18 protein-coding genes are annotated in these 21171 nt (G+C 65.8%); 11 read left to right on the forward strand and 7 right to left on the reverse strand.

Annotation, left to right across the window (positions count from 1 at the left end; all coding sequences use genetic code 11):
• The first annotated feature begins 7 nt into the window (after window positions 1-7).
• From LWC34_RS24765 to LWC34_RS24775, 3 genes are all read left to right on the forward strand, one after another.
• On the forward strand, window positions 8-688 hold the full coding sequence (locus LWC34_RS24765) for a response regulator transcription factor (RefSeq protein WP_233727534.1): 681 nt from the start codon (window positions 8-10) through the stop codon (window positions 686-688).
• Window positions 689-696: 8 nt separating this feature from the next.
• Window positions 697-1971, forward strand: coding sequence for a sensor histidine kinase (locus LWC34_RS24770; protein ID WP_233727535.1), 1275 nt, complete (start codon window positions 697-699; stop codon window positions 1969-1971).
• A gap of 171 nt (window positions 1972-2142) precedes the next feature.
• Window positions 2143-5253, forward strand: a complete 3111-nt coding sequence (locus tag LWC34_RS24775; protein ID WP_233727536.1) for a hypothetical protein — start codon at window positions 2143-2145, stop codon at window positions 5251-5253.
• On the opposite strand, the gene LWC34_RS24780 is transcribed toward LWC34_RS24775, so the two are convergent.
• From LWC34_RS24780 to LWC34_RS24790, 3 genes are all read right to left on the reverse strand, one after another.
• A complete protein-coding gene (locus LWC34_RS24780; RefSeq protein WP_233727537.1) occupies window positions 5250-5780 on the reverse strand; it encodes a GtrA family protein in 531 nt (176 codons plus the stop codon). The genes LWC34_RS24775 and LWC34_RS24780 overlap by 4 nt on opposite strands.
• 9 nt (window positions 5781-5789) lie before the next feature.
• Window positions 5790-6344 carry a GtrA family protein gene (locus LWC34_RS24785; RefSeq protein WP_233727538.1) on the reverse strand — a complete coding sequence of 185 codons (555 nt, stop codon included), beginning with the start codon at window positions 6342-6344 and terminating at the stop codon, window positions 5790-5792.
• 306 nt (window positions 6345-6650) lie between these two features.
• Window positions 6651-8903 (reverse strand): sigma-70 family RNA polymerase sigma factor, encoded by a 2253-nt coding sequence (locus tag LWC34_RS24790; RefSeq protein WP_233727539.1) that lies wholly within the window; start codon window positions 8901-8903, stop codon window positions 6651-6653.
• 205 nt (window positions 8904-9108) lie between these two features.
• On the opposite strand from LWC34_RS24790, the gene LWC34_RS24795 reads away from it, so the two are divergent.
• From LWC34_RS24795 to LWC34_RS24820, 6 genes are all read left to right on the forward strand, one after another.
• Window positions 9109-9927, forward strand: coding sequence for a GGDEF domain-containing protein (locus LWC34_RS24795; RefSeq protein ID WP_233727540.1), 819 nt, complete (start codon window positions 9109-9111; stop codon window positions 9925-9927).
• Window positions 9928-10048: 121 nt separating this feature from the next.
• Window positions 10049-11404, forward strand: coding sequence for a glycosyltransferase 87 family protein (locus LWC34_RS24800; RefSeq protein ID WP_233727541.1), 1356 nt, complete (start codon window positions 10049-10051; stop codon window positions 11402-11404).
• Window positions 11401-12594: a glycosyltransferase family 87 protein gene (locus LWC34_RS24805; protein WP_233727542.1), complete on the forward strand. Its 1194-nt coding sequence runs from the start codon at window positions 11401-11403 to the stop codon at window positions 12592-12594. The genes LWC34_RS24800 and LWC34_RS24805 overlap by 4 nt, the downstream gene beginning before the upstream one ends.
• Window positions 12595-12601: 7 nt before the next feature.
• Window positions 12602-13789 (forward strand): 5-(carboxyamino)imidazole ribonucleotide synthase, encoded by a 1188-nt coding sequence (locus LWC34_RS24810; protein WP_233727543.1) that lies wholly within the window; start codon window positions 12602-12604, stop codon window positions 13787-13789.
• Window positions 13790-13812: 23 nt separating this feature from the next.
• On the forward strand, window positions 13813-14292 hold the full coding sequence (gene purE / locus LWC34_RS24815) for a 5-(carboxyamino)imidazole ribonucleotide mutase (RefSeq protein WP_233728872.1): 480 nt from the start codon (window positions 13813-13815) through the stop codon (window positions 14290-14292).
• A gap of 119 nt (window positions 14293-14411) precedes the next feature.
• Window positions 14412-14687: a hypothetical protein gene (locus tag LWC34_RS24820; protein ID WP_233727544.1), complete on the forward strand. Its 276-nt coding sequence runs from the start codon at window positions 14412-14414 to the stop codon at window positions 14685-14687.
• 139 nt (window positions 14688-14826) lie between these two features.
• Here the strand turns inward: LWC34_RS24820 and LWC34_RS24825 are convergent, their stop codons facing one another.
• Complete coding sequence (locus LWC34_RS24825) at window positions 14827-15984, reverse strand: acyl-CoA dehydrogenase family protein (protein WP_233727545.1); 1158 nt, start codon at window positions 15982-15984, stop codon at window positions 14827-14829.
• A gap of 103 nt (window positions 15985-16087) precedes the next feature.
• Between LWC34_RS24825 and LWC34_RS24830 the strand changes: the two genes are divergently transcribed.
• Window positions 16088-17647: a class I adenylate-forming enzyme family protein gene (locus LWC34_RS24830; protein WP_233727546.1), complete on the forward strand. Its 1560-nt coding sequence runs from the start codon at window positions 16088-16090 to the stop codon at window positions 17645-17647.
• Between the two features lie 78 nt (window positions 17648-17725).
• Here the strand turns inward: LWC34_RS24830 and LWC34_RS24835 are convergent, their stop codons facing one another.
• The gene (locus tag LWC34_RS24835) at window positions 17726-18175 is read right to left on the reverse strand and encodes a hypothetical protein (protein WP_233727547.1); all 450 of its coding nucleotides are present in this window, start codon (window positions 18173-18175) and stop codon (window positions 17726-17728) included.
• A gap of 75 nt (window positions 18176-18250) precedes the next feature.
• On the opposite strand from LWC34_RS24835, the gene LWC34_RS24840 reads away from it, so the two are divergent.
• Entirely contained in the window at window positions 18251-19270 is a 1020-nt protein-coding gene (locus LWC34_RS24840) for an META domain-containing protein (protein ID WP_233727548.1), read from the forward strand.
• Here LWC34_RS24840 and LWC34_RS24845 read toward each other — a convergent pair.
• Entirely contained in the window at window positions 19257-19934 is a 678-nt protein-coding gene (locus LWC34_RS24845; RefSeq protein ID WP_233727549.1) for a TIGR03089 family protein, read from the reverse strand. The two genes, LWC34_RS24840 and LWC34_RS24845, sit on opposite strands and share 14 nt — an antisense overlap.
• A complete protein-coding gene (locus LWC34_RS24850) occupies window positions 19934-21121 on the reverse strand; it encodes an LCP family protein (protein WP_233727550.1) in 1188 nt (395 codons plus the stop codon). Before LWC34_RS24850 ends, LWC34_RS24845 begins: the two co-directional genes overlap by 1 nt.
• Window positions 21122-21171 lie beyond the last annotated feature (50 nt).

Raw genomic sequence — 21171 nt, forward strand, 5'->3', positions numbered from 1 at the left:
GGTCACCGTGAGTGTGGTGCTGCTGGCCGAGGACGACTCGGCGATCGCAGACCCGTTGTCGCGCGCTCTGCAGCGTGAGGGCTACGCCGTGGAGGTCGTCACCGACGGGGTCAGCGCGTTGGAATTCGCCGACGCGGGTCGGGCCGACCTGCTGGTGCTGGACCTCGGGCTGCCCGGCATGGACGGGCTCGAGGTCTGCAGGCGGCTGCGTCAGTCGGGACGCGGGCTGCCTGTGCTGATGCTGACCGCACGGGCCGACGAGGTGGACTTCGTCGTCGGTTTGGACGCGGGCGCCGACGACTACGTGGCGAAGCCGTTCCGGCTGGCCGAGCTGCTCGCCCGGATCCGTGCGCTGATGCGCCGCCAGGCACCGGGCGCGGTCGAGGTCAACGGCGTGAAGATGGACCTCGCCGCCAGGGTGGTCACGGTCGACGACCAGGAGATCACGCTGGCCAACAAGGAGTTCGAGCTGCTGCGCGTGCTCATCCAGCGCGCCGGCCAGGTCGTCACCCGCGAGGAGATCCTCGCCGAGGTGTGGGACGACGCGCCGGAGCGTAAGACGAGCAAAACCCTGGACATGCACATGTCCTGGTTGCGCCGCAAACTCGGCGACATCGGCCCGCGCGGGGCGACCGAACGCCGGATCGCCACGGTCCGTGGCGTCGGTTTCCGGTTCAACTCCGACTAGGGACGTCGATGCGCAGGCGGATCCTGCTGGCCATTCTGCTGGCGGTCGCGGTGACCACGATGGCGCTCGGTCTTCCGCTTGGGTACACGGCACTGCAGCTGGTGGAGACCCTGACAAGGGAGGAGCTGCGCGGCGCGCTCCAGACGATCGGCCTGCAGCTGGACGACGACCTGGCCAACAACCGCCCGCTCGACCTGAACGACATCCAGCCGGTTCCGCAGAACCGCAGGCTGATCGTGACCCTGCCGGGCCAGCCCGCGCAGATCGTCGGTCCGGATCCGGGCACGGACGTGCTTGAGGAGTCGCAGCCGATCCTGCGCGAGGGATTGGTCATCATCCAACAGCCCGCCGGTCCGACCAGGGCCCGGCAAACCCAGGTCGCCGGACTGGTCGTGCTGGTCATCGTGATCACGATCGTCATCGCGAGCGGCGTGGCCATCGTGACCGCGAGACGCCTCGCACAGCCACTTGGCCACGTTGCTAACCGCGCGGGACGACTGGGCGCGGGCGACTTCAGACCCGACCCGCGCCGCTACAGCGTCGCTGAGCTCGACCGCGTCGCCGAAGCGTTGGATACGTCAGCCAGCGCGCTGGCTGAGCTCGTGCAGCGGGAACGTGACCTCGTCGGTGACGTCTCGCATCAGCTGCGCAGCAGATTGACCGCGCTGCAGCTACGCCTGGAAGCGTTGCAGCTCACCAGCGACCCCGAGAACGCCGCCGACGCCGCAGCCGCGTTGGAACAGGCGGAACGGCTAGGCGACGTGCTCGACGAGCTGCTGGCCGCCGCCCGTGAAGCCCGCGCGACCGACGCGGAACCCCTCGACCTGGCCCGTGCGCTCCCGGAGATCGCCAACGAATGGCGAGAACCGTTGCGTAACAAGGGCCGCGCGCTACGCGTACGGGTAGACGGTCGGCCGCTGGCGAAAGCGACGACCGCGAGGCTGCGTGAGGCCATAGGCGTGCTGCTGGACAACGCTTTGCGTCACGGCGCGGGTCCCGTCTCGGTGTCTGTTCGCGCCAGCGAGGCGACCGTGGCCATCGAGGTGTCCGACGGTGGCTACGGCGTTCCGGACGAGCTCGTCGCCCACATCTTCGACCGTGGCGTGTCCGGCGTCGGCTCCACCGGCGTGGGACTGGCTTTGGCACGCGCGCTCGTCGAGTCCGATGGCGGACGCCTGGAGCTGTCCGTGCCGCGCCCGGCGACGTTCACGATTTTCTTGCCGGTGCCCAGAGTTGACGATGTGCGTGGCGTGCGGTGGCCCGCTGAACGGTCACCCAGGTAGGCCATTCGTAGTACACGCGCCGTTACCGGGAATTATTCCCGCCAGGAATAGGACTCTGCCCCCATCTCGGCACGTGGCTTGATCGCGAGGATCGACTCTTGAGCCGAGCCGTTCGGCGATATCACCCAACCGGGAAGGCGTAGAGGGCCCTTGCGAAGTAGATTTGCGATAGTGAATACAGGGTGGCGTAGGACGCTGAGATCGGCGGTCGCCACCGGTACGGCGGCGGCCTTGCTGACCAGCCTGGTCACGCCGGCCGCGGCGGCACCTGTGCCGCTGTCCGAGGCGCAGTTGACGGCCGCGCTGTTCGGTGCCGCGGTCCGGGTCAAGGACTCCGGTTTCGACTACGAGAAAACCGCGATCGGCAGTGCGGAACTCGTCGACTGGCGGGCGAAGAACCCTGGCGCGACGGCCGCCGAGGCCGCCGACCACGCCGCCAAGATCACCAAGAGCATGACCGACAACTTCTCCCACGCCGACTCGCGGTTACCCGGCAACGAGAAGCAGTCGCGGCTGATCGAGATCATCCAGGACACGCCGGGCGCGGTCTTCACGGGTCCGCAGATCACCAACCTGATGGCCGTGCTGACCGCACGGGATCTTGCGCCGGGGACCGTGAACCTCCACATCGGACAGCGGCTCAGCGGTGCGCAGCAACGGTTCGGCCTGGACATGCACTACTCGCTGGTATCCGGCGAGTTGTGGACCGCGGTGCGGGACAAGGCACTCACCGACCAGGTCCTCAACGCCGCGTGGCGTGGCGAGTTCGGCAAGCCGACGGCGAAGCACCCGGACGGCCTTTTCCCGAACTGGTCGCTCGGCGACTTCAAGAAGTTCGGTGTGCTCAAGGATCTGGTCGACATCGACGCGATCCTCAACGCCGCGAAGGCCGGTGAGACACAGCTGTACGACGAGCTGCGCAAGCAGTTCATGAAGATGCGCGACAAGCTGTGGGACGAGAACGACAAGACGTACAAGAAGATCAACGAACTCGCCAACTCGCTCGGCTTGCCGGGGGCGCAGAACGGTGGCGTGCCGAAGGAAGCCGTCGACGCGGCACTGAAGGCGGAGAAGGAACGCCAGGAAGTGCTCGACGGCATCAAGGGCGGTTTCGACGTGGTCGTCGGGATCGCGAAGATGCTGCATCCCGGTTTCGCCAAGCACCTCAAGGCATTCGGCGAATCCGCGTTCCAGTTCGCAGGCGCTGTCAGCGAGTTGGGTACCGCGTTGGTGACGTTGGCGTCCGCGACGGGCTTCGGGGCGAGCACTCTCGGCGCGGTCGGTGCCGCGGTCGGTGCCGTGATCGGGATCATCCAGGTCTTCAGTGGCCTGCTCAGTGGTTCTGACCAGACGGCAGAGGTGCAGCTGGCGATGATGAAGGAGATCCGGCATGGCTTTCTGACCATGCAGATCTACATGGAGAAGATGTACGAGACCATGAACAAGCGGTTCGACCGCATCGAGCAGGGTCTCGACACGATCTACAAGTCCATGATGGAGAACTTCGGCACGGTTCTGCTCGAGCTGGACAAGATCGACAAGAAGCTGGACGTCGTGCACGACAACGTGCTCAGGCTGATGTCCAGCATGCAGGGATTCCACCTGCACCTGTTGCAGATCGGCACCGACCACGAGCGTGACGACTTCTTCAAGACAGCCGACGTGCACACCGACTACCAGCACGTGAACAAGATCCCGCTGGAGTACAGCACCGGCGAGGCCAGCTTCACCAAGGCGGCGGCGACCTACAACCATGCCGCCACCATGGTCAGCCGGTACGCCAGCCTGGTGTTCACCAACCCGAACGAACACAACCTGGACCTGGCTCTGAAGAACGGCCCGGCCGGGGCGATCGACTACCTGCTGGGGCGCGCCAATCTGCCAAGGTCCACCGAGGTCGTGCCGAATGCCGACTTCTGGGCGGAAGCGGCGCGCGCGTACGCGATCCTGTCCATGCAGAACCCGGCACACGCGATGAAGGAAACCGAAGGCACCGGTAGCGCGCGGATCAAGTCGATGCTGCTCAACGCTGATCAGATCCAGCAGGCGGCCGCCCGGATCAGCGCGCCGCAGGCCGACCCGAACAAGGCGACCAATCCGACCTTCCAGAATCGCCTTGCCGACTACGAGAACAAGGTCAAAGCCTTCATCGACGACCTGCGGACCATGCAGTACCGGCCGGAGGTGATGCCGCCGAACCGGCAGTTCAAGCTGTGGGAGAACTACAGTCAGCAGGTCGACATGACCGGCAAGCTGCCTGCCCCGCCGGACACCATTCCGGGCTGTGGCGGTGAGCCGTCGATCCAACGGCCTGATTTCATGACCACGACCAACCTGCCGAAACCGTTGTTGTTCGGGCTCTACTTGACCGGCGACAGCCGGCCGGAAGGTCGCTGGCAGTACCTGCCGTGCTGGTTCAACGCGAGATGGGACGAGGAGCCGTACAACGGCGTCGACTCGTGGAAGAAGATCACCAGCGGGCCGCACAAGGGCGAGATCGAGTACACCATGGCGCGGTACGCCCCGCACCGGGCCGATTTCCGTGAGCAGGTCAAGAACACCAGCGGTCCCTTCGGCGCCTACTTCACCGGTCAGATCACCACGGCGAACCGGCACATCAGGCTGTGCCTCTGGAAGAGCATCGGTGTCGAGGACTACAACACCCCGGCCACCTGTCCCGACCGCGGCGACGCCGCAGAGCAGATGAGTGGCTCGTTCGGCCTGCCGAAGGTGACCATGCGGGACGAGATGACGGGCACCAACTTCGTCGATGGCCTGCTCAACGATCGGCGAGTGGTGTATTTCAACCTGATCGCCTCGCAGTTCCAGCGACCGGACGGCATGCAGTCGGCGCTGAACCTCAGGGACAGCGCACGGTTGCTGGAGGCGTACACCAGGATCGGCTTCCCTCGATCGCTCGAAGCCGACGACCAGATGCAGGCCTTGCTTCTTGGTGCGAACTCCGTGGCCAATGCCGGGGCCATCTACGCGGAGGAGGCCAGAACCTTCCGGATCGGCGGGTACGGCAAGAACAACACGTACCTGGACAAGGAAGGGCCGCAGCTCTGCGAGTTGATCTGGCTGACGGGCAATGACCCGGTGGCCAGTTGTGTGCGTGACAGCCTGCTCGGCCGCGCGAAGCGGCTGGCGGAGCGCTACGAGATCCACTCGCGCAACATCCGGTCAGGGCAGCTGAAGGAAGAGTTGCCGCTGGTCGCCGAGGCCGCACGCAACCTGCGCATCATCGACAAGTACTACCGCGCCCGGTTCACCACGGGCTAACGTTCCTCGTCCCCCGGATCGTCCCGCACGATCCGGGGGCGGGCGTTCTCCTGCGGGAAAACCCAGCGGCGGAAACCCCAGAACCGGAAGAACATCGCCAGCAGCATGCCGATCAGCGACCCGGACACGAAGTCGGCGAGCTCCTGCACCCACCGGTCGACGTACGGAACCTCCAGGTCGAGCACATACCGCGAGACATACGGCGGCACCAGGTTGATCGCGACACCACCGCCACTGATCAGGAAGAAAAGAGCAGCCTCGTGGTGCCGCTCGCGGCCTCCACGGGTCCGGAACGACCACTCGCGGTTGAGGATGTACGACACGATCGTGGCGATGATGACCGCGATCGCCTTGGCCGTGATCGGCTTGCTTTCCAGGATGGTGAGCTTGAGGAAGAACCAGATGCCGTTGTCGATGACGAACGTCGTGCCGCCGACGATCGCGAACTTCAGCAGCTCGCGGTGCCGGATGAGCAGAGAACGCAACGGCTCGGGAACCTGAGCCAGCACGCTCTCGACGATCGACACTTCCGCAGTCTAAGCAGCGAGGTCCTCGTCGTCCCGCACAGCGCGCAGCTGGCGGCCGGTGCGCGTGGTCCTCGTGCGCGCGTTCGCCTCGGGGAAAACCCACTTCTTGAAGGCCCACCAGCGGAACGCCATCGCCAGCAGTGTGCCGAGGATCATGCCGCTGAAGAAGTCGGCGACCTCCTGGGTGACCAGGCTCACATTCGGCACCATCAGGTCGAAGAAATACCTGCTGATGAACAGGGGAGTCGAGTTCAGCGCGACCCCGATCCCGCTGATCAGGAAGAACAGAGCGGCCTCGTGATGCCGTTCGCGCCCGCCGCGGGTGTGGAACGACCACTCGCGGTTGAGGATGTACGACAGGATCGTCGCGATGATCACCGCGACGGACAGGGCGGTGACGGGGTGCGCGTTCAAGATCGTAAGCTTGAGCGTGTAGTTCACCACGTTGGTCGCGATGAAGCAGATTCCGCCTACGACAGCGAATCTGAGCAACTCACGGTGCTTGAGCATGATCTTGCGCACCGGCTCAGGGAGACGCTTGAGGAGGCTCCGCACAAAGGCCATGGCGGCAGAGCCTACTGATCAGCGAACGGCCCCTTGACAGCAGTCTCCGGACATGTGTGCCCGGCCACCCCAAGATCAGGAGCATTCCCCCATATCAGGCACCCTGAAGCGCGTGTCCGCCGTTCCTGAAGACCGTGTCCACCGTTCCGGCACATCGTGTCGACCGTTGCTGAAGGCCATGTCCACCGTTGCTGCACGAATGGTGGACACCGTCGCAAGGAATGGCGGACACGATGTGCTGCAACGGTGGACACGGTCGCACGGAACGGTGGACACACGCTTCAGGAACGGTGGACACGGCGGGGGTTAAGGCGGGCAGCGGCCTCCGACGGCCTCGAGCAGCCGTTCCACCACGTTCAACCCGGAGCAGTACTCGTCTTCCCTGGGCTTGGGGGTTTCTGAGCGGGGTGGGGTCGTGGTCGGCCCGCCAGTGCTCGGCTCGGTGGTCTTCGCTGGAGGCGGAGTCTCCTTTGAGGTCGACGGAGTCACCCGAGGCGGCGTGGTTGTCGTCACGGGCGGCTTGGTCGTCGACCGAGGCGGCTGGGTTGTGGAAGCCGGCGGCTTGGCGGTGGTCGTTGGCTTCGGGTCGGGCGGGTCCGGCCAGCTCCACCACGGCAACTTCACCGTCGTGCTGGCGTTCGCGGTCCCGATCGACGCGGTGACCAGAACCTTGCTGTACTGCCAATAAGGCGGCTTCTCCCGCGTCTCGCCGCCACCGGGCCGGTCCTTCAAACGCACCCGCAGATAGAACCGGTCGCCGGGTTTCAAAGCCTCGGAAGTCACGCAGCTCGTGGTCGCGCCATTCGTCGTGCACGAAGCCGCGGGCCAGGCTGTCAGCATCGTCGCGGGCTGGTCGAACGTGACGGTCGCTTGCTTGGTGCTCTCACCGGTGTTCTTGACCACGGCCTGGATGCCTGCCATCCGGTGCCGGCCCGGCAGCGGAATGCTGAGCCAGTCCTGGAAGGCATAGAGCGAGACGCCGTCCTTACGAACCGGCGGCTGGACGTCGACCCGCACCGAGATCGACACGCTGACCGAACTCCCCGCGCTGACGGTCCCGGTGATGGTCCCGCCGAGGCTCTCCTCGGAGGCCACGATCCGGAACACCAGCGTCACGGACTCGCCAGGCTGCAGACCACGTCCACTCGTGCACGTGACGGTCCCGGAACCACCAGGGCACGAAACGGGATCAGCAGCCTGAGCCCCATTCAGACGAAGCAAACCCGGACCAGCCATCCGTGACGTGCCAACAGCACTCACGCCAGGAGGCAGGTTCAGCGCCGCGACAACAGGCTCGGACACCGTGCCACCGTTGTTGGTCACTGAAAGCGGCAGCTCAGTCGGGCCACTGCCGGGCACCAAAGTGACCGGCGGCGGCGACGGGACCGTGAGGCTCGGCGGCGCGGGCGGAGGGCTGGGCGACGGGGAAGGCGCAGGAGTCGGCGCAGGGGTGGACGGCGCCGAACTGGAAGGCGACGGCGTCGTCGGCGAGTTCTGCGGCGGTGGAGGTGAAGGTGGCGGTGGAGGAGGCGGCGGCTGAGGTGGCTGAGGCAAGACAGGCTGCGAAGTCGGCGGCTGTTGTTGCGCAGCTGGGATCTCCTGCGTCTCCGCAGCCGTCAACGCGAGCACAACCGCGGCAGCCACGGCCGCAACGGACGCACCTACACCCAGGAACTGCCGTGGCAACGACGAAGCAGCGCCACCAGCGCCAGCAGCCGTACCCGCCGCGGCCCCCGCAACAACCGCCGCGGTGGCCTTGGTGCCCGTCGCGGCGAGGTACCCAAGTGCCCCGATGCCGAGCACGAGCGGCGCGATGACCACGCGCATGCCGCTGTTGACGTCAGCCAGCTCCATAGCCAAGGCACGGCAACGCTCGCACTCATCCAGGTGCGCCTCGACCTGAGCCGTCTCCCGCTTGGAAAGACCGCCACGCGTCCACGCACCCAATCGCTCCGCGGTTGCCTTGCAACGCTCGTTCGTCGACTCCGCCAGATGCACCTGCAGGTACGCCTGCCGCAAGCCTTCCCGGGCGCGGTACGCCAAAGCGCTCACGCCGTTGGGCGTCAGACCGAGGATCGGCGCGACCTCGGCGGGCGACTGGCCTTCGACCTCCGTGTGCCACAGCACCGCCTGCCATCGCTCTGGCAACCGTGCGAACGCGCGCGCAGCGAGGGACCGTTCCAACCCCGCTACGGCCGTATCGGAGAACGGGACCGACGTGTCCGCGCCTGCGACCGTCGTCACGTCGTCGGACAGTTCGACGCGCTTGTCGCGGCGGGTCTTGTCGTAGGCGGTGTGCCGCAGGGCGGTCAGGAGATACGCACGAAAGGCTGAATCTGGGCCGCGACCGGCTTTCAGGGTGTCCAGGACCTTCGCAAACGCTTCCGAGACCAGGTCGTCGGCTTCGGTCTGGGACCGGGTCAGCTGACGGGCGAGGTTGTAGGCGGCTGCGACATGACGCTCGTAGAGCGATCCGTATGCCGAGACTGTGCCGTTGCGTACCGATTCGATCAGCTCGGCGTCGCTCGGGCCGTGCACCTCAGCGGGAACTGTGGACACTGGCCTCCCTCGTCGCTGCCCGTGATGCAGGTAAGTGTGCAGGACCCACATCACAGAGTCATCTCCCCGGTCACGCCGTTTGTTAGCTGAGCGTGAGCGGGTAACCCGTTCGAATGACAAGTCGGCCGGAATCGCGTCACACCTGAGGCCCAGCGACGTTTCAGATCCGGATCTTTCAATAACCGGCGGAGAGGAACTGGTAACTGTGGCGGTTCGCGAAGCGGGTTCTCGCTCGTCCCGTGGCGACGCCAACGGCGCGGAGGCCGCCCTGCGGACCCTACGTGCCAGATGGCGACGGGCCAGCATCGCGGCCGGCTGGCGCTACCCGAGCGACTGGGCGCTGCCCGAAGTCGACGTGGTCTGCGCGTCCGCGCTGGTCAAAGCCGATTTGGCGGACCCGCTCGGTGAGCTCGGCCGGGCGCGTGCGGCATCAGGGGCAGGGCTGGACGAGACCCTGATGGACGTCGCGGCGCTGCACGCGGTGCTCACGGACCCGCGCCTGGTCGCGGCCAATCCGGACGCCACGCCCTCCCGCCTGCTCCGCTTGACGGCCCTGGCCTGGGCAGATGTCTCCACGCAGGAAATCGCGCGCAGTGAGGTCCGAGAGAGCCTCACCGGCTTGTCCACGGCCGCGTACCTGCGAACAAGGCTCGGCGAGATCTATCGGCAGGCCGACCGCGACGGCCAGCAAGTCGGCCACGTGTTGCTCACTGTGAGTATCGATCTGTCCGCGGTGGTCGGCTGGTCCCGGTTGATGGCCATGGTGCTGGCCGCTGACGTGCTCCGGCAGGTCTTCGACGGCGGCGAAAGTCTGGCACTGCTCGGGCCCTCTGTGGCCGTCGTGCTCACCGAGCGGGAGCCTGAACTGGCCAAACGCAGCGCCGACGCCCAACTCATGCTCGCCGAACGCCTCTCGGTCGACCCGCAGCTGCACACCCTCGGCCCGGTCGAAGTCCGCCTGCACCGCCTCCCGCCCACCCACGACCAGGCCTGCGAACTGGTGGACTCCCTCGGCCGTACCTAAAACAAAACCCCAGGTCAGGACTCGTGAGTGGTTACGCCGGTTAGAACCGGCAAAACCACTCACGAGGGGTGACCTGGGGGCTTGGCGCACGTTCGGGTTGTCTTCGTGATTTGCTGTTTACGTGAGCGACGTGGACGAGCGCCGTGGGGGTGCGCCCGCGCGGGCGACAGGTCGGGTCACGGCAGCGGTCGAATGGTTCGTCGGGTCATGGCGTGCGATGTGGATCGTGCTTGCCGTGCCCACGGCGTTCTTGATCACCGGGATTGTCGTGTGGATCGCCCATGGGAAAATGGGTGTGGACTCCGCCGTGTACCGGGCGGGCGGTATCGCGTTGCTCACCGGCGAGCCGCTCTACGACAAGATGACGCTCCTGGCCGAGCCGTGGTGGGCGCAACTGCCGTTCACCTACGCGCCCTCGGCAGCGTTGTTCTTCGTTCCGCTGGCATTGGTCCCGGTCACGGTCGCGTGGGGCCTGCTCAGCTTCATCTCCGTGCTGTCCATGAGCGTCGTCATCCGCGTCACCTTGGACAAGCTGCCCAGGCTGCCGAGCTGGCTGGACCCGCGTAAGGCGACGGTCTGGTTCTCGGTGCTGATGATCGGGATGGAACCGGTCTGGCGGACGCTGTTCCTCGGCCAGATCAACCTGATCCTGATGGTCATCGTGGTCCTGGACGTGCTCGTGATCAGCTCGTCGGGTAACCCCAAGATCGCCAGGTGGGGCGGGATCCTCGTAGGTATCGCCTTCGCGATCAAGCTGACCCCGTTGATCTTCGTCGCGCATATGGTGCTTGTCGGCCAGCGTGCGTCGGCGGTCCGGGCGTTCGCCACGTTCCTCGCGCTGCAGGCGTTGATGTTCGCGATCTCCGCGAGCGACACGATCAAGTACTGGACCGTCACGATCGTCGGCGATCCCGGCCGGATCGGCCCGGTCTACTGGAACGGCAACCAGTCGCTGACCGGCCTGGTCAACCGGATCACCCTGCTTGACCCGAGCTCGACCAAGATCGCCATCATGATCGGTGCGGTGCTGGCGATTCCGGCGATGCTGCTGGTCCGCCGATTCCACCGGCACGGCCGCGCGGTGACGGCGTTGCTGGTCAGCGCGTTCTTCGGGCTGCTGTTCAGCCCGATCACGTGGACGCACCACTACGTGTGGGTGGTGCCGCTGCTGCTCATGCTGATCGCCCGGATGCCCGACCCGCTGCCGCACGGGTTCTGGCGCGTCACGCGGGCCGCGGTCGCGCCGCTGACGGTGTTCGCGGTGTTCGTCAGCTGCGTGCTGCTGTGGATGCGCGGCGGGCACGGCAAGGAACTGCTGTGGCACTGGTGGGAGTTCATCCCGGGTAGCGCGTACATGATCGTCCCGGTCGGCGCGGGCATCGCGATCGCGATCCGGGTGCTGCGCAGGCGGATGCGCGCCAGATCCGAGCCTGCTGATCAAGAGCAGCCGAAGGTGCCGGCCGGTCAGACGACGTGAGTGAGCAGCGTTCGCGGCTGATCGACGCCGCGTTCTACCTGGGGTTCGGCCTCGATGCCGCGTACACGGCGGCGTTCTCGGAGTTCTACGGCTTCCGGGTGTGGGGCAACTTCGCGGTCGTCGGTTACGCGTTCGCGTTTCTGCACATCGTGATCCTGCTGCTGACCAGGCGGCAGGGATCCCGCTGGATCCCGGTCGGGTACGTGGTCGTGCTCGGCATGCTCGTGCCGATGCTTGTGCTGGTCTTCAAGCGGATGACCGGCCGCGACTGGGGCTCGCCCGCGCACTCGATGACCGCGCAGCCCGAGGTCTGGGTGATCGAGCGCGCCGGGCGGCTGCTGTGGTCAACCGGCTCGCCGTATGTCGATTTGTCTACTTTGACCCGGCCGCCTGTGGTCGACGACTACACGCCCTACAGCCCGGCGATGGCCCTGCTCGGCCTGCCCAACGCGCTGTTCGGCCGGTCCGTGCTCACTGACGCCAGGATCGTCGCGTTCGTGGTGACGCTGGCGATCTTCCTGGTGATCCTGCGGACGTTGGACTGGCCGTCACTGTCGGTCCGGCCCGTGCAGCTCATCACGCTGACGACGTTCACGACCCTTCCCGCCGCGGTCGCGGGCAATGACATGCCTGTCGTCGCGTTGCTGATCTTGGGTGCTGTTCTCGCGACGAGATCGCGGCCTGAATGGGCGGGGTTGGTGCTGGCCATCGCGGCGAGCATGAAGCTCACGGCCTTGCCCGCGGCAGCCGTCGTGGCCATCGCTTTGGCGTTCTCATGGCGCTTTCTTGCCGCGTTCATCGGCGGAATGGTCGTGTTCAACGGGCTGTCCGCGGCGGTGAACTGGGACATGTTCGTGGAGAACGTGATCCGTTTCCCCGGCAACATGGCGGCCGTTCGTTCCCCGGCGCAAAGCCCGCTGCCAGGACATTTGCTGGAACAGACCGGGCCTTTGGGACATACCACGGTGTTGATCCTGATGGGGTTGGCCGCGCTCGGGATGCTGTGGTGGCTGTTGGCCCGTCCGCCGCGCACGACCGCGGAGATCCTGCTGCGTACGGGCGTCGGGCTTGGGCTGGCGATGGTGCTGATGCCAGCGACCCGGTGGGGGTATTTGATCTACCCGATCGCCCTGTTGGGAGCCGCGTTGTACTCCTGGCGGCCGGCTCGCAAACTGGCGCAGGTAGGCTGACCTGCTCGTGGACCCTGTTACCGGCTTTCCCGTCGTCGGAATGGTGGGTGGCGGCCAGCTCAGCCGGATGACCCAGCAAGCCGCGATCGCGCTCGGCCAGTCGCTGCATGTGCTCGCCGTCTCACCGACGGACCCGGCGGCCCTGGTGACGCCGAACGTCACCATTGGCCATCACACCGACCTGGACGCGTTGCGCGCCTTCGCTTCCTCGACCGACGTGATGACGTTCGACCACGAGCACGTGCCGAACGAACACCTGCGAACCCTGGTCGCCGAAGGCTTCGCGGTCCATCCGGGCCCGGAAGCGCTGATTCACGCGCAGGACAAGCTCGTGATGCGCAACCGGCTAGCCGAGATGGACGTGCCGATCCCGGCCTACGCCGAGGTCAAAACGGTCGCCGACGTGATGTCATTTGGTGAGAAACACGGCTGGCCAGTCGTGCTGAAAGCCGCGCGCGGAGGCTACGACGGCAAAGGCGTTTGGATGGTCCCGTCCTCCGGCGAAGCTCTCGTCGCAGAGCTGCTGGAAGCGGGAACGCCGCTGCTGGTCGAGGAACGCGTGGACATGACTCGCGAACTCGCGGCAGTGGTCGCACGTTCCCCGTTCGGCCAAGGCGCTGCCTGGCCAACGGTGCAAACCGTGCAGTCCAACGGAATCTGCGTCGAAGTCCTTGCGCCCGCGCCGTCCCTGTCGCCGGAACTGGCCGAGGAGGCTCAGGAACTGGCGCTGCGGATCGCGTCAACCCTTGGTGTGGTTGGTGTTCTGGCGGTCGAGCTGTTCGAGACGCCGGCGGGCCTGCTCGTGAACGAACTGGCGATGCGCCCGCACAACTCGGGCCACTGGACGATCGAAGGCGCCGGAACATCGCAGTTCGAGCAACACCTGCGGGCGGTGCTGGACTACCCGTTGGGCTCAACCGACCTCGTGGCACCGGTTGTCGTGATGGCGAATGTCCTAGGTGCACGGTCCACACCGGACATGGGCCCGGACGAGCGAGTGCATCACCTGTTCGCCCGATACCGGGACGTCCATGTGCACTATTACGGAAAAGCCGAGCGCCCAGGCCGAAAGATCGGCCACGTCACGGTGTTGGGCGAGGACCTGACTGAGGTCCGCCGCCGCGCCCGCTTCGCCGCGGACTGGCTCGCGGCGGGTGCCTGGCCGGATGGTTATGACGTTCATGGAGGGAAGTAGCGGTGGTGGATGTCGGCGTGATCATGGGCAGCGACTCGGACTGGCCGGTGATGTCAGCGGCCGCGACGGCATTGGCCGAGTTCGACGTGTCCTATGAGGTCGGCGTCTACTCCGCCCACCGGACCCCGGGACGGATGCTTTCGTACGCACAGGAAGCGGCTTCCCGTGGCCTGAAGGTGATCATCGCTGGCGCGGGCGGCGCCGCGCATCTGCCCGGGATGGTCGCATCGGCAACAGTTCTGCCGGTCATCGGTGTGCCCGTGCCGTTGAAGTACTTGGACGGCATGGATTCCCTGCTGTCCATCGTGCAGATGCCTGCCGGTGTGCCGGTTGCGACGGTCTCCATTGGCGGGGCCCGCAATGCGGGTTTGCTCGCCGTGCGGATGCTGGCCGCGACCAATCCGGAACTGCGGAAGAAGATGGCCGAATTCCAGGCCAGCCTCGAGGCAATGGTGCTGGAAAAGGACGAGAACCTACGCAAAACCGCAGCTCAAGACTCGTGAGTGGTTAGCCGTGTTAGAACCCTGCTAACCACTCACGAGGGTTTTCCCTTGTCTGTGCAGTGATCGTGTGGCGTGCCTGGGCACGATGCCGCCGTCAGCACAGAGAAAAGGGGAAACTCATGCGTCACGTGCTCGCGGCTCTCGCCGCACTTGTGGCGTGCAAGCCAAGCGAGGCGGCCTTCCCGCAGAACGCGGCACGCGCCGTGAAGGTCACGTACAAGATCACGAACGGCACCGACAAGCCGTTCAGCCCGTCGGTGCTGTCGGTCGGCTCGGATGTCCAGTTCGCGGGCGCGAAGGCGGAGACTCTGATCGACGTGGACGGTCCCTGCAAGGCGGGATTGGCATGGAGTCGGCCACTGTCTTGCCGGGCAAGACTTTCAGCTACGACGTGACTATGTCGTCGCCACGCAGCCGGGTGAGTTGCAGATCGCGCTGCAGCCCGACTTCGGCTCGGACAAGGCCGTTTTCGTCGGCCAGGCGTGAGAAGTGGTTGCCGGACTCACTGGGGCGAGCCCGGCAACCAGCACACACTCAGCCTTTGAGCAGGGTGCGCGCCATGACCTGGCGCTGGATCTGGTTGGTGCCTTCGTAAATCTGGGTGATCTTGGCGTCGCGCATCATCCGCTCGACCGGGAAGTCACGCGTGTACCCGGCGCCGCCGAACAGCTGAACGGCATCCGTCGTCACGGCCATCGCCGCGTCCGATGCGAAGCACTTTGCCGCAGCGGCAACGAATCCGGCGTCCGCGTCGCCACGTTCGGCCTTCGCCGCGGCCACGTACACCATGTGGCGGGCGGCTTCGATCTTCATTGCCATGTCCGCCAGCATGAACTGGACGCCTTGGAAGTCGGCGATCGCCTTGCCGAACTGCTTGCGCTCCTTGACATACGCGATCGCGGCATCCAGCGAGCCCTGCGCGATGCCGACGGCCTGCGCGCCGATCGTCGGGCGGGTGTGGTCCAGCGTGCGCAGCGCGGTCTTCAGGCCCGTGCCGGGTTCGCCGATGATCCGGTCGCCTGGGATCACGCAGTTCTCGAAGTAGATCTCCCGCGTCGGCGAGCCCTTGATGCCGTGCTTGCGCTCCTTCGGTCCCACCGAGAAACCGGGGTCGTCGGCGTGTACGACGAAGGCCGAGATGCCCTGGGACGGCTTGGGTGCGTCCGGGTTGGTCACTGCCATCACCGTGTACCAGACGGACTCGCCCGCGTTGGTGATCCAGCATTTGGTTCCGTTGAGCACCCACGAGTCGCCGTCCTGGCGGGCGCGGGTCTTCATCGACGCGGTGTCCGAACCGGCCTCACGCTCGGACAGCGCGTAGGAAATCGAGGTCTGGCCGGACGCGATCGACGGCAGGACCTGCTTCTTGAGCTCTTCCGAACCCGCGAGGATGATCGGCACCGAGCCGAGCTTGTTGACTGCCGGGATCAGCGACGAGGAGGCGCACACCCGCGCGACCTCTTCGATCACGATGCAGGTGGCGATGGCGTCGGCGCCCTGGCCGTCGTACTCCTCGGCGATGTGCGGTGCGTTGAAGCCGGAACGGACGAGCGCGTCGCGGGCCTCGACCGGGTACCGCTCGTTCTCGTCGCAGTCGGCCGCGTACGGCGCGATCTCCTTCTCCGAGAGCGCGCGGACCGCCTCGCGCACAGCTTCGTGCTCCTCCGACAGCTGATATACGCCCGCGTTCACCGTGCTCCGCCTTCCGACTGGTCAGTAACAACGGTCTGATGTTAGCCCTCGTTCACTACTCGGCGGTTGTGTCGTGGCCCGCACTTGCAGTTAGCTTCCACGAATGAGCGCTACGTGGCCGCCACACCTCGGTAAGAAGCTCGACTACCCGGAGGTCGCGGTCGGTGCGATCGTCGCAGGTTCAGCCCGCCGCTTCGGTGACCGCGTTGCCTTCCGCCACCACGGCTCAGAACTGACGTACACCGAGCTCTGGCGCGGGGCATGCCAATTCGCGAATGGCCTGGTCAGCAGGGGTATCAAGCCCGGTGACCGGGTCGCGCTGCGGATGCCGAACTGCCTGCCGTTCCCGGTGGCGTACTACGGCCTGCTGCTGGCCGGGGCCACATTTGTGCCGGTCAACCCGCTGATGCCGGAGCCCATCGTGGCCGCCCAACTTCAGGACGCTGGCGCCGTGCTCACGGTCCAGGCCGATGACGTGGCCGAGATCCGCGCGGGCCAGTCGGACACGCCGCCGGACGTGGAGATCGACATCCACCGTGACCTGGCGCATCTGGCGTACACCGGCGGTACGACCGGCCGTTCGAAGGGCGTGTGCCTGCCGCACCGCAACGTCGTGGTCAACAGCCTGCAGTTCGCCTGCTGGCAGTCCGGCTCGGTGCCCGCGCTGGATGACGAAGGCGGCCTGATCCTCGACCAGATCAGCGACCCGGCCGAGTACCGCAACCGCGTCGGCGAGGGACGGCTGATCAACCTGACGCCGTGGTTCCACGCGATGGGCACCGTCGGCGGTCTGAGCGTCCTGGTCCTCGGCGGGGCGACGGCGACGCTGCACGACCGGTTCGACCCGGTCGCCTACCTCGCTGACGCCGAGAAGTACCAGATCAACTACATGGGCGGCGCGCCCGCGCTGTACGCGGCCCTGCTGGCGTGCCCAGACATCCACCGGCGTGACCTGTCGACTGTGTTGAATATCGGCTCGGGCGCGGCCCCGATGCCGCACGAGATGACGAATGCGCTGCAGCGACTCATGCCCAACGCCGTGATCATCGAGGGGTATGGCCTTACCGAAGTGACAATGGGCGCTGCGGCGTCCCCGCCCTTCGTTTCGGGCCTTCGGAAGGTTGGGACGGTCGGCGTGCCCGTGTTCGACACCGAGATCAAGCTTGTGCCTGTTGAAGGTGGGTCGGAGGCGGTGCCCGTCGGCGAGCCCGGCGAGGTCTGCATCCGGGGACCGCAGGTGATGGTCGGCTATCACAACCAGCCTGCGGAAACAGCCGAGGTGCTCGTTGACGGCTGGCTGCACACCGGCGATGTCGGCGTGTTCGACGAGGACGGTTTTCTGTCCATTGTGGATCGCAAGAAGGACATGCTGATCTACAAGGGGTACAACGTCTATCCCCGGGAGCTCGAGGAACTGCTCACCGCGCATCCCGATGTCGCGTTGGCCGCTGTGGTTGGGCGCAAGGACGTCGAGGTCGGAGAGCGGCCGGTGGCGTTCATCGTGCCCGTGAAGCCGGACGTGGATGCCGAGCAGGTGATGGCCGACATCAACGCGCAAGTGGTGCCGTACAAGCGGCTTCGCGAGATCGTCGTGACCGACCAGATCCCGATCTCGCCCGCTGGCAAGATCCTCAAGCGGGAGTTGCGCGAACGCCTGGCCTAAAATTGTCGTACCCCTGGAGTAACGTTAAAAACAGGGATCCCCTTGGGGGAATTGGTGTTGCGGTAGGGGCTGGCTTGATCAGGCTTTGTCGAGCAGATGCAGGGACGGGAAGACCCGGTTGCGGCGCTCGAGGCAGTAGCCAAGCAGCCCATCCTCCGTGCATCGGGTGGCCAGCGCCATGTCGCGGATCTCGTTCTGGTGCAACTCGAAACCCACCGCGGCCTCGAACTCGTCATTCTCACAGGACGGGCATTCCAGGATGTAGTGCGCCTTGGCCTCGGCAGGATCCGGATGCCACCACTCCTCGCTGTCCAGGAAATAGGCCAACTGTCCGCACGACGTGCACGTGCGATGAGCGTTCGAGCCGGATTCATCGAACTCGATGACGAACACCCGGCCACCGCACCCAGCGCAAACCGACTCCCTGACGTGGTCGACCGGATAGCCGTCCGCGGTGGCGTGGAAGTACTCGACTAGATCTTCGTGTGTCTCGCCGTGCCATTGGTCACCGGATCGAGTGAGAGCCATGCGGGGAGCTTAGGCAACCTGACGGACCCGTGGTTCCGTCTTGGGGATATGAGGACGGCGTTGATTGCAGGAGCGGTGGGAGTGCTGGTCGCTGGCTGTGCTGGGCAGCAACAAGCTGGGCCGGGCAGCAGCGGCGACGCGCTCAAAGGCCGGGTTTTCGTCTCGCAGACGGTCACGGAGAAGGGCAAACCCCGGCCGCTCGCGGACGGTACGCAGATCCAGTTCGAGATCACTGACAAGGGTGAACTGCAGCTGCGAGCCGGGTGCAACCACATGTCCGGTCCGGCCGACACCGGCAACGCGCGCCTCGCCGTCGCCAGCCTCACCCAGACCGAGATGGGTTGCGACAAGGTACGTCTTGACCAGGACCAATGGTTGGCGGACATCGTCGAGGCCAAGCCGAACTGGGAGCTGACGGGTGACACGCTCAAGCTGAAGACCGCCGACACCGAGATCGTGTTCGGTGCAAAGCAGGCCACCCAGTTGGAGGGCCCCACATGGGTGACGACGACCGTTGTCGAAAGTGACATCGCCAGGCCAGCTCAGGTGCCCGCCTGGCTTACCTTCAACAGCGGCACAGTCCTGGTCACGACCAGGTGCAACACGGTGGAAGGCAGCTACCAGGCCACTTCCGAGACCATCATCTTCCGGGACCTGAAGTCCACCGGCGGTTCGTGCCCCGAGGCCGACGCGATCACACCCATACTCGATGGCGAATTCAACTACAAGATCAACAACGAGTCGCTGAGCCTGACCCACGCGTCAGGCCGTGGGCTGCAACTGCGGGTCGGCACGGTCGACGGCAATCTGGCAGGCAAGCAATTCGTGTCCGACGACGGCACGAAGCTGACCTTCGAGAACGGTCAGCTGACCGCGACCGTCGGCTGCAACGACATGACCGGCACGGTGATCGCCGACGAGGGCAAGCTCGTTGTGCAAAGCCTCGGCAAGACAAGGAAAGCGTGCGAGCCCGAGGTGATGGACCGGGAGGATCGGCTGACCGAGTTCCTCAAGAGCGTGCCGGACTTCGGCTTCAACGATGCCGGTTTCACCCTGTCGTCCGGTCAGACCACGATGATGTTCAAGGCGCAGTGAGCAAAGTGGCTCGTTCCGACTCCATGTGGGCGTCCACTTTGCTCGGATTGGACACCTGGACAAGGGAACCCTTGCCTGCCAACACCGACAGCAGGCTGGTGAGCACGCCGTCGGGAAACGTCCATTCCATTGTGGACAATATGCGCCCGGTGATGGCCATGGCCCGTGCCGCCGAGACGACTTCGGCGACAGTCAACGGGCCCAGCGCCGGAGTGGAGTCCGGAACGTCTTGCAACGGAAAGAAATCGTCGCCGAACATCCGGGATTCCGAGATGTAGTCCACGGCTCCGTCGGGCGGCGAGCCGCGCAGCCCCATACCCATGGGGTCCAACGAAACCACGGCCCACGAGCCGTCGGGCTTGGGGGCGTCCACTGTGGTCAGTGCGACCGCGCCACCCGAGGAGACCACGTGGGCGCCGCACCACCAGGCACCGAGCAGAACGCCCGCGGTCTGCCAGTGGGCTGGCAGGTCGACCGTGATTGGCGTGCCCGGCTCGACGTCGAACTCCTCGGTCAGCCAGTTCGCCGTCTTCGCCGCCCAGTTCGCCAGTGTGGCAATGGAAAGCTCGACCCTGGTGCCTGCCGCGTCGTCATAGTGCGTGATCAACGGGCGGGACCGGTCACCGGCGAGCAGCGGCCGGAACAATGCTTCTGTGACTGACATCAGTCAACGCACCTCACGCCGTCTATTGTGGCCGGTTGTCTCGCGCCATTCAACATCAGCGGCCGCTGTGCGGCGAACCTCGGGGGTGCCTGTTTGCCGAGCAACTGGTTGGTGAACTCGCGCACCTTCGGCACGTCGACCGCGATAATGCTCTGACCACGCTCATTGCGGGCGCCGACCGCCACGACCGGGATCGTCACGAACTCGACCGCCCCAGACGACATCGACCCGAGATGCCTGGCCAGCTGCACGATGTCCAGACCAGGGGAGACCACAACGGACTTCGACGCCGCGTCGGTCAACGCCTTCAGCTTCCCTTGGTCGGTGAGGGTCCCCGCGCTCAGCAACTGCTGCATCACCGCGCCGAGGAACGCTTGCTGGCGAACGATTCGGTCAAGATCGCCGCGTGGCAGGCCGTCACGCTGACGCACGAACGCCAACGCGGAACCGCCCGAGATCTTCTGCACGCCCTTGCGGAAACTCGCGCCGGAGTTGGGGTCGCTGGTCGCGTGGTTCAGGCACACGCGCACGCCCCCGATGGCCTCGGTGAGCAGGTAGAAGCCGTACAGGTTCACTTCGGCGTAGTGGTCGACGCGAATGCCGGTCAGGTCCTGGACGACCTGGGTGAGCGCCGAACGGCCGGCCGTGTCGGAAAGTCGCTCGACCTCGGCGCGGTCGGTTTTCCCTTCACTGCGCAACTTCTGCGCGGTCCGGGACTTGATCACACCGTACGCGGAGTTGATCTTGTCGTCCTGGTAGCCGGGGATCGTCACGTACGTATCGCGCGGGATGGAGATCGCGTAGCCCTTTGAGCCGTCTTTGGGGATGCGCAGCAGGATGATCGTGTCGGTGTTGAGCCCTTCGGACGCTTCGGTGCGCAGCTGCCGCAACACCCGCTCCGGCAACGGGTTTCCCTTGGCGTCGGTCCGGGTGTCGCTGCCGACAACCAGGTAGTCCTCCGCGCCGTCGTCCTGCGGCGGCGCCGTTTTCTCCACCTCTTTGGTGAACACGTCCGACGTGGGCACGTTCTCACGCACCGTCTGCACGGTGTCACGCGCCAGTCCTGCCGATGCGAGTGCGGCCGCGGAAGCCAACGCCACAAGCACCCGGCCGGTCATCCACGCGGCGCTTTTCAGGCGTCCCCCTGATTTCCGATCCGGCTCGTGCGCAACGGTCTCGTCACTCACCGACACTCCTCCAGCCCCTCTGACTCCCATGAGGGTAACTACTGGCGCCG

Origin of the sequence: Kibdelosporangium philippinense, from assembly GCF_021390435.2 — a bacterium.
Lineage (GTDB): Bacteria > Actinomycetota > Actinomycetes > Mycobacteriales > Pseudonocardiaceae > Kibdelosporangium > Kibdelosporangium philippinense.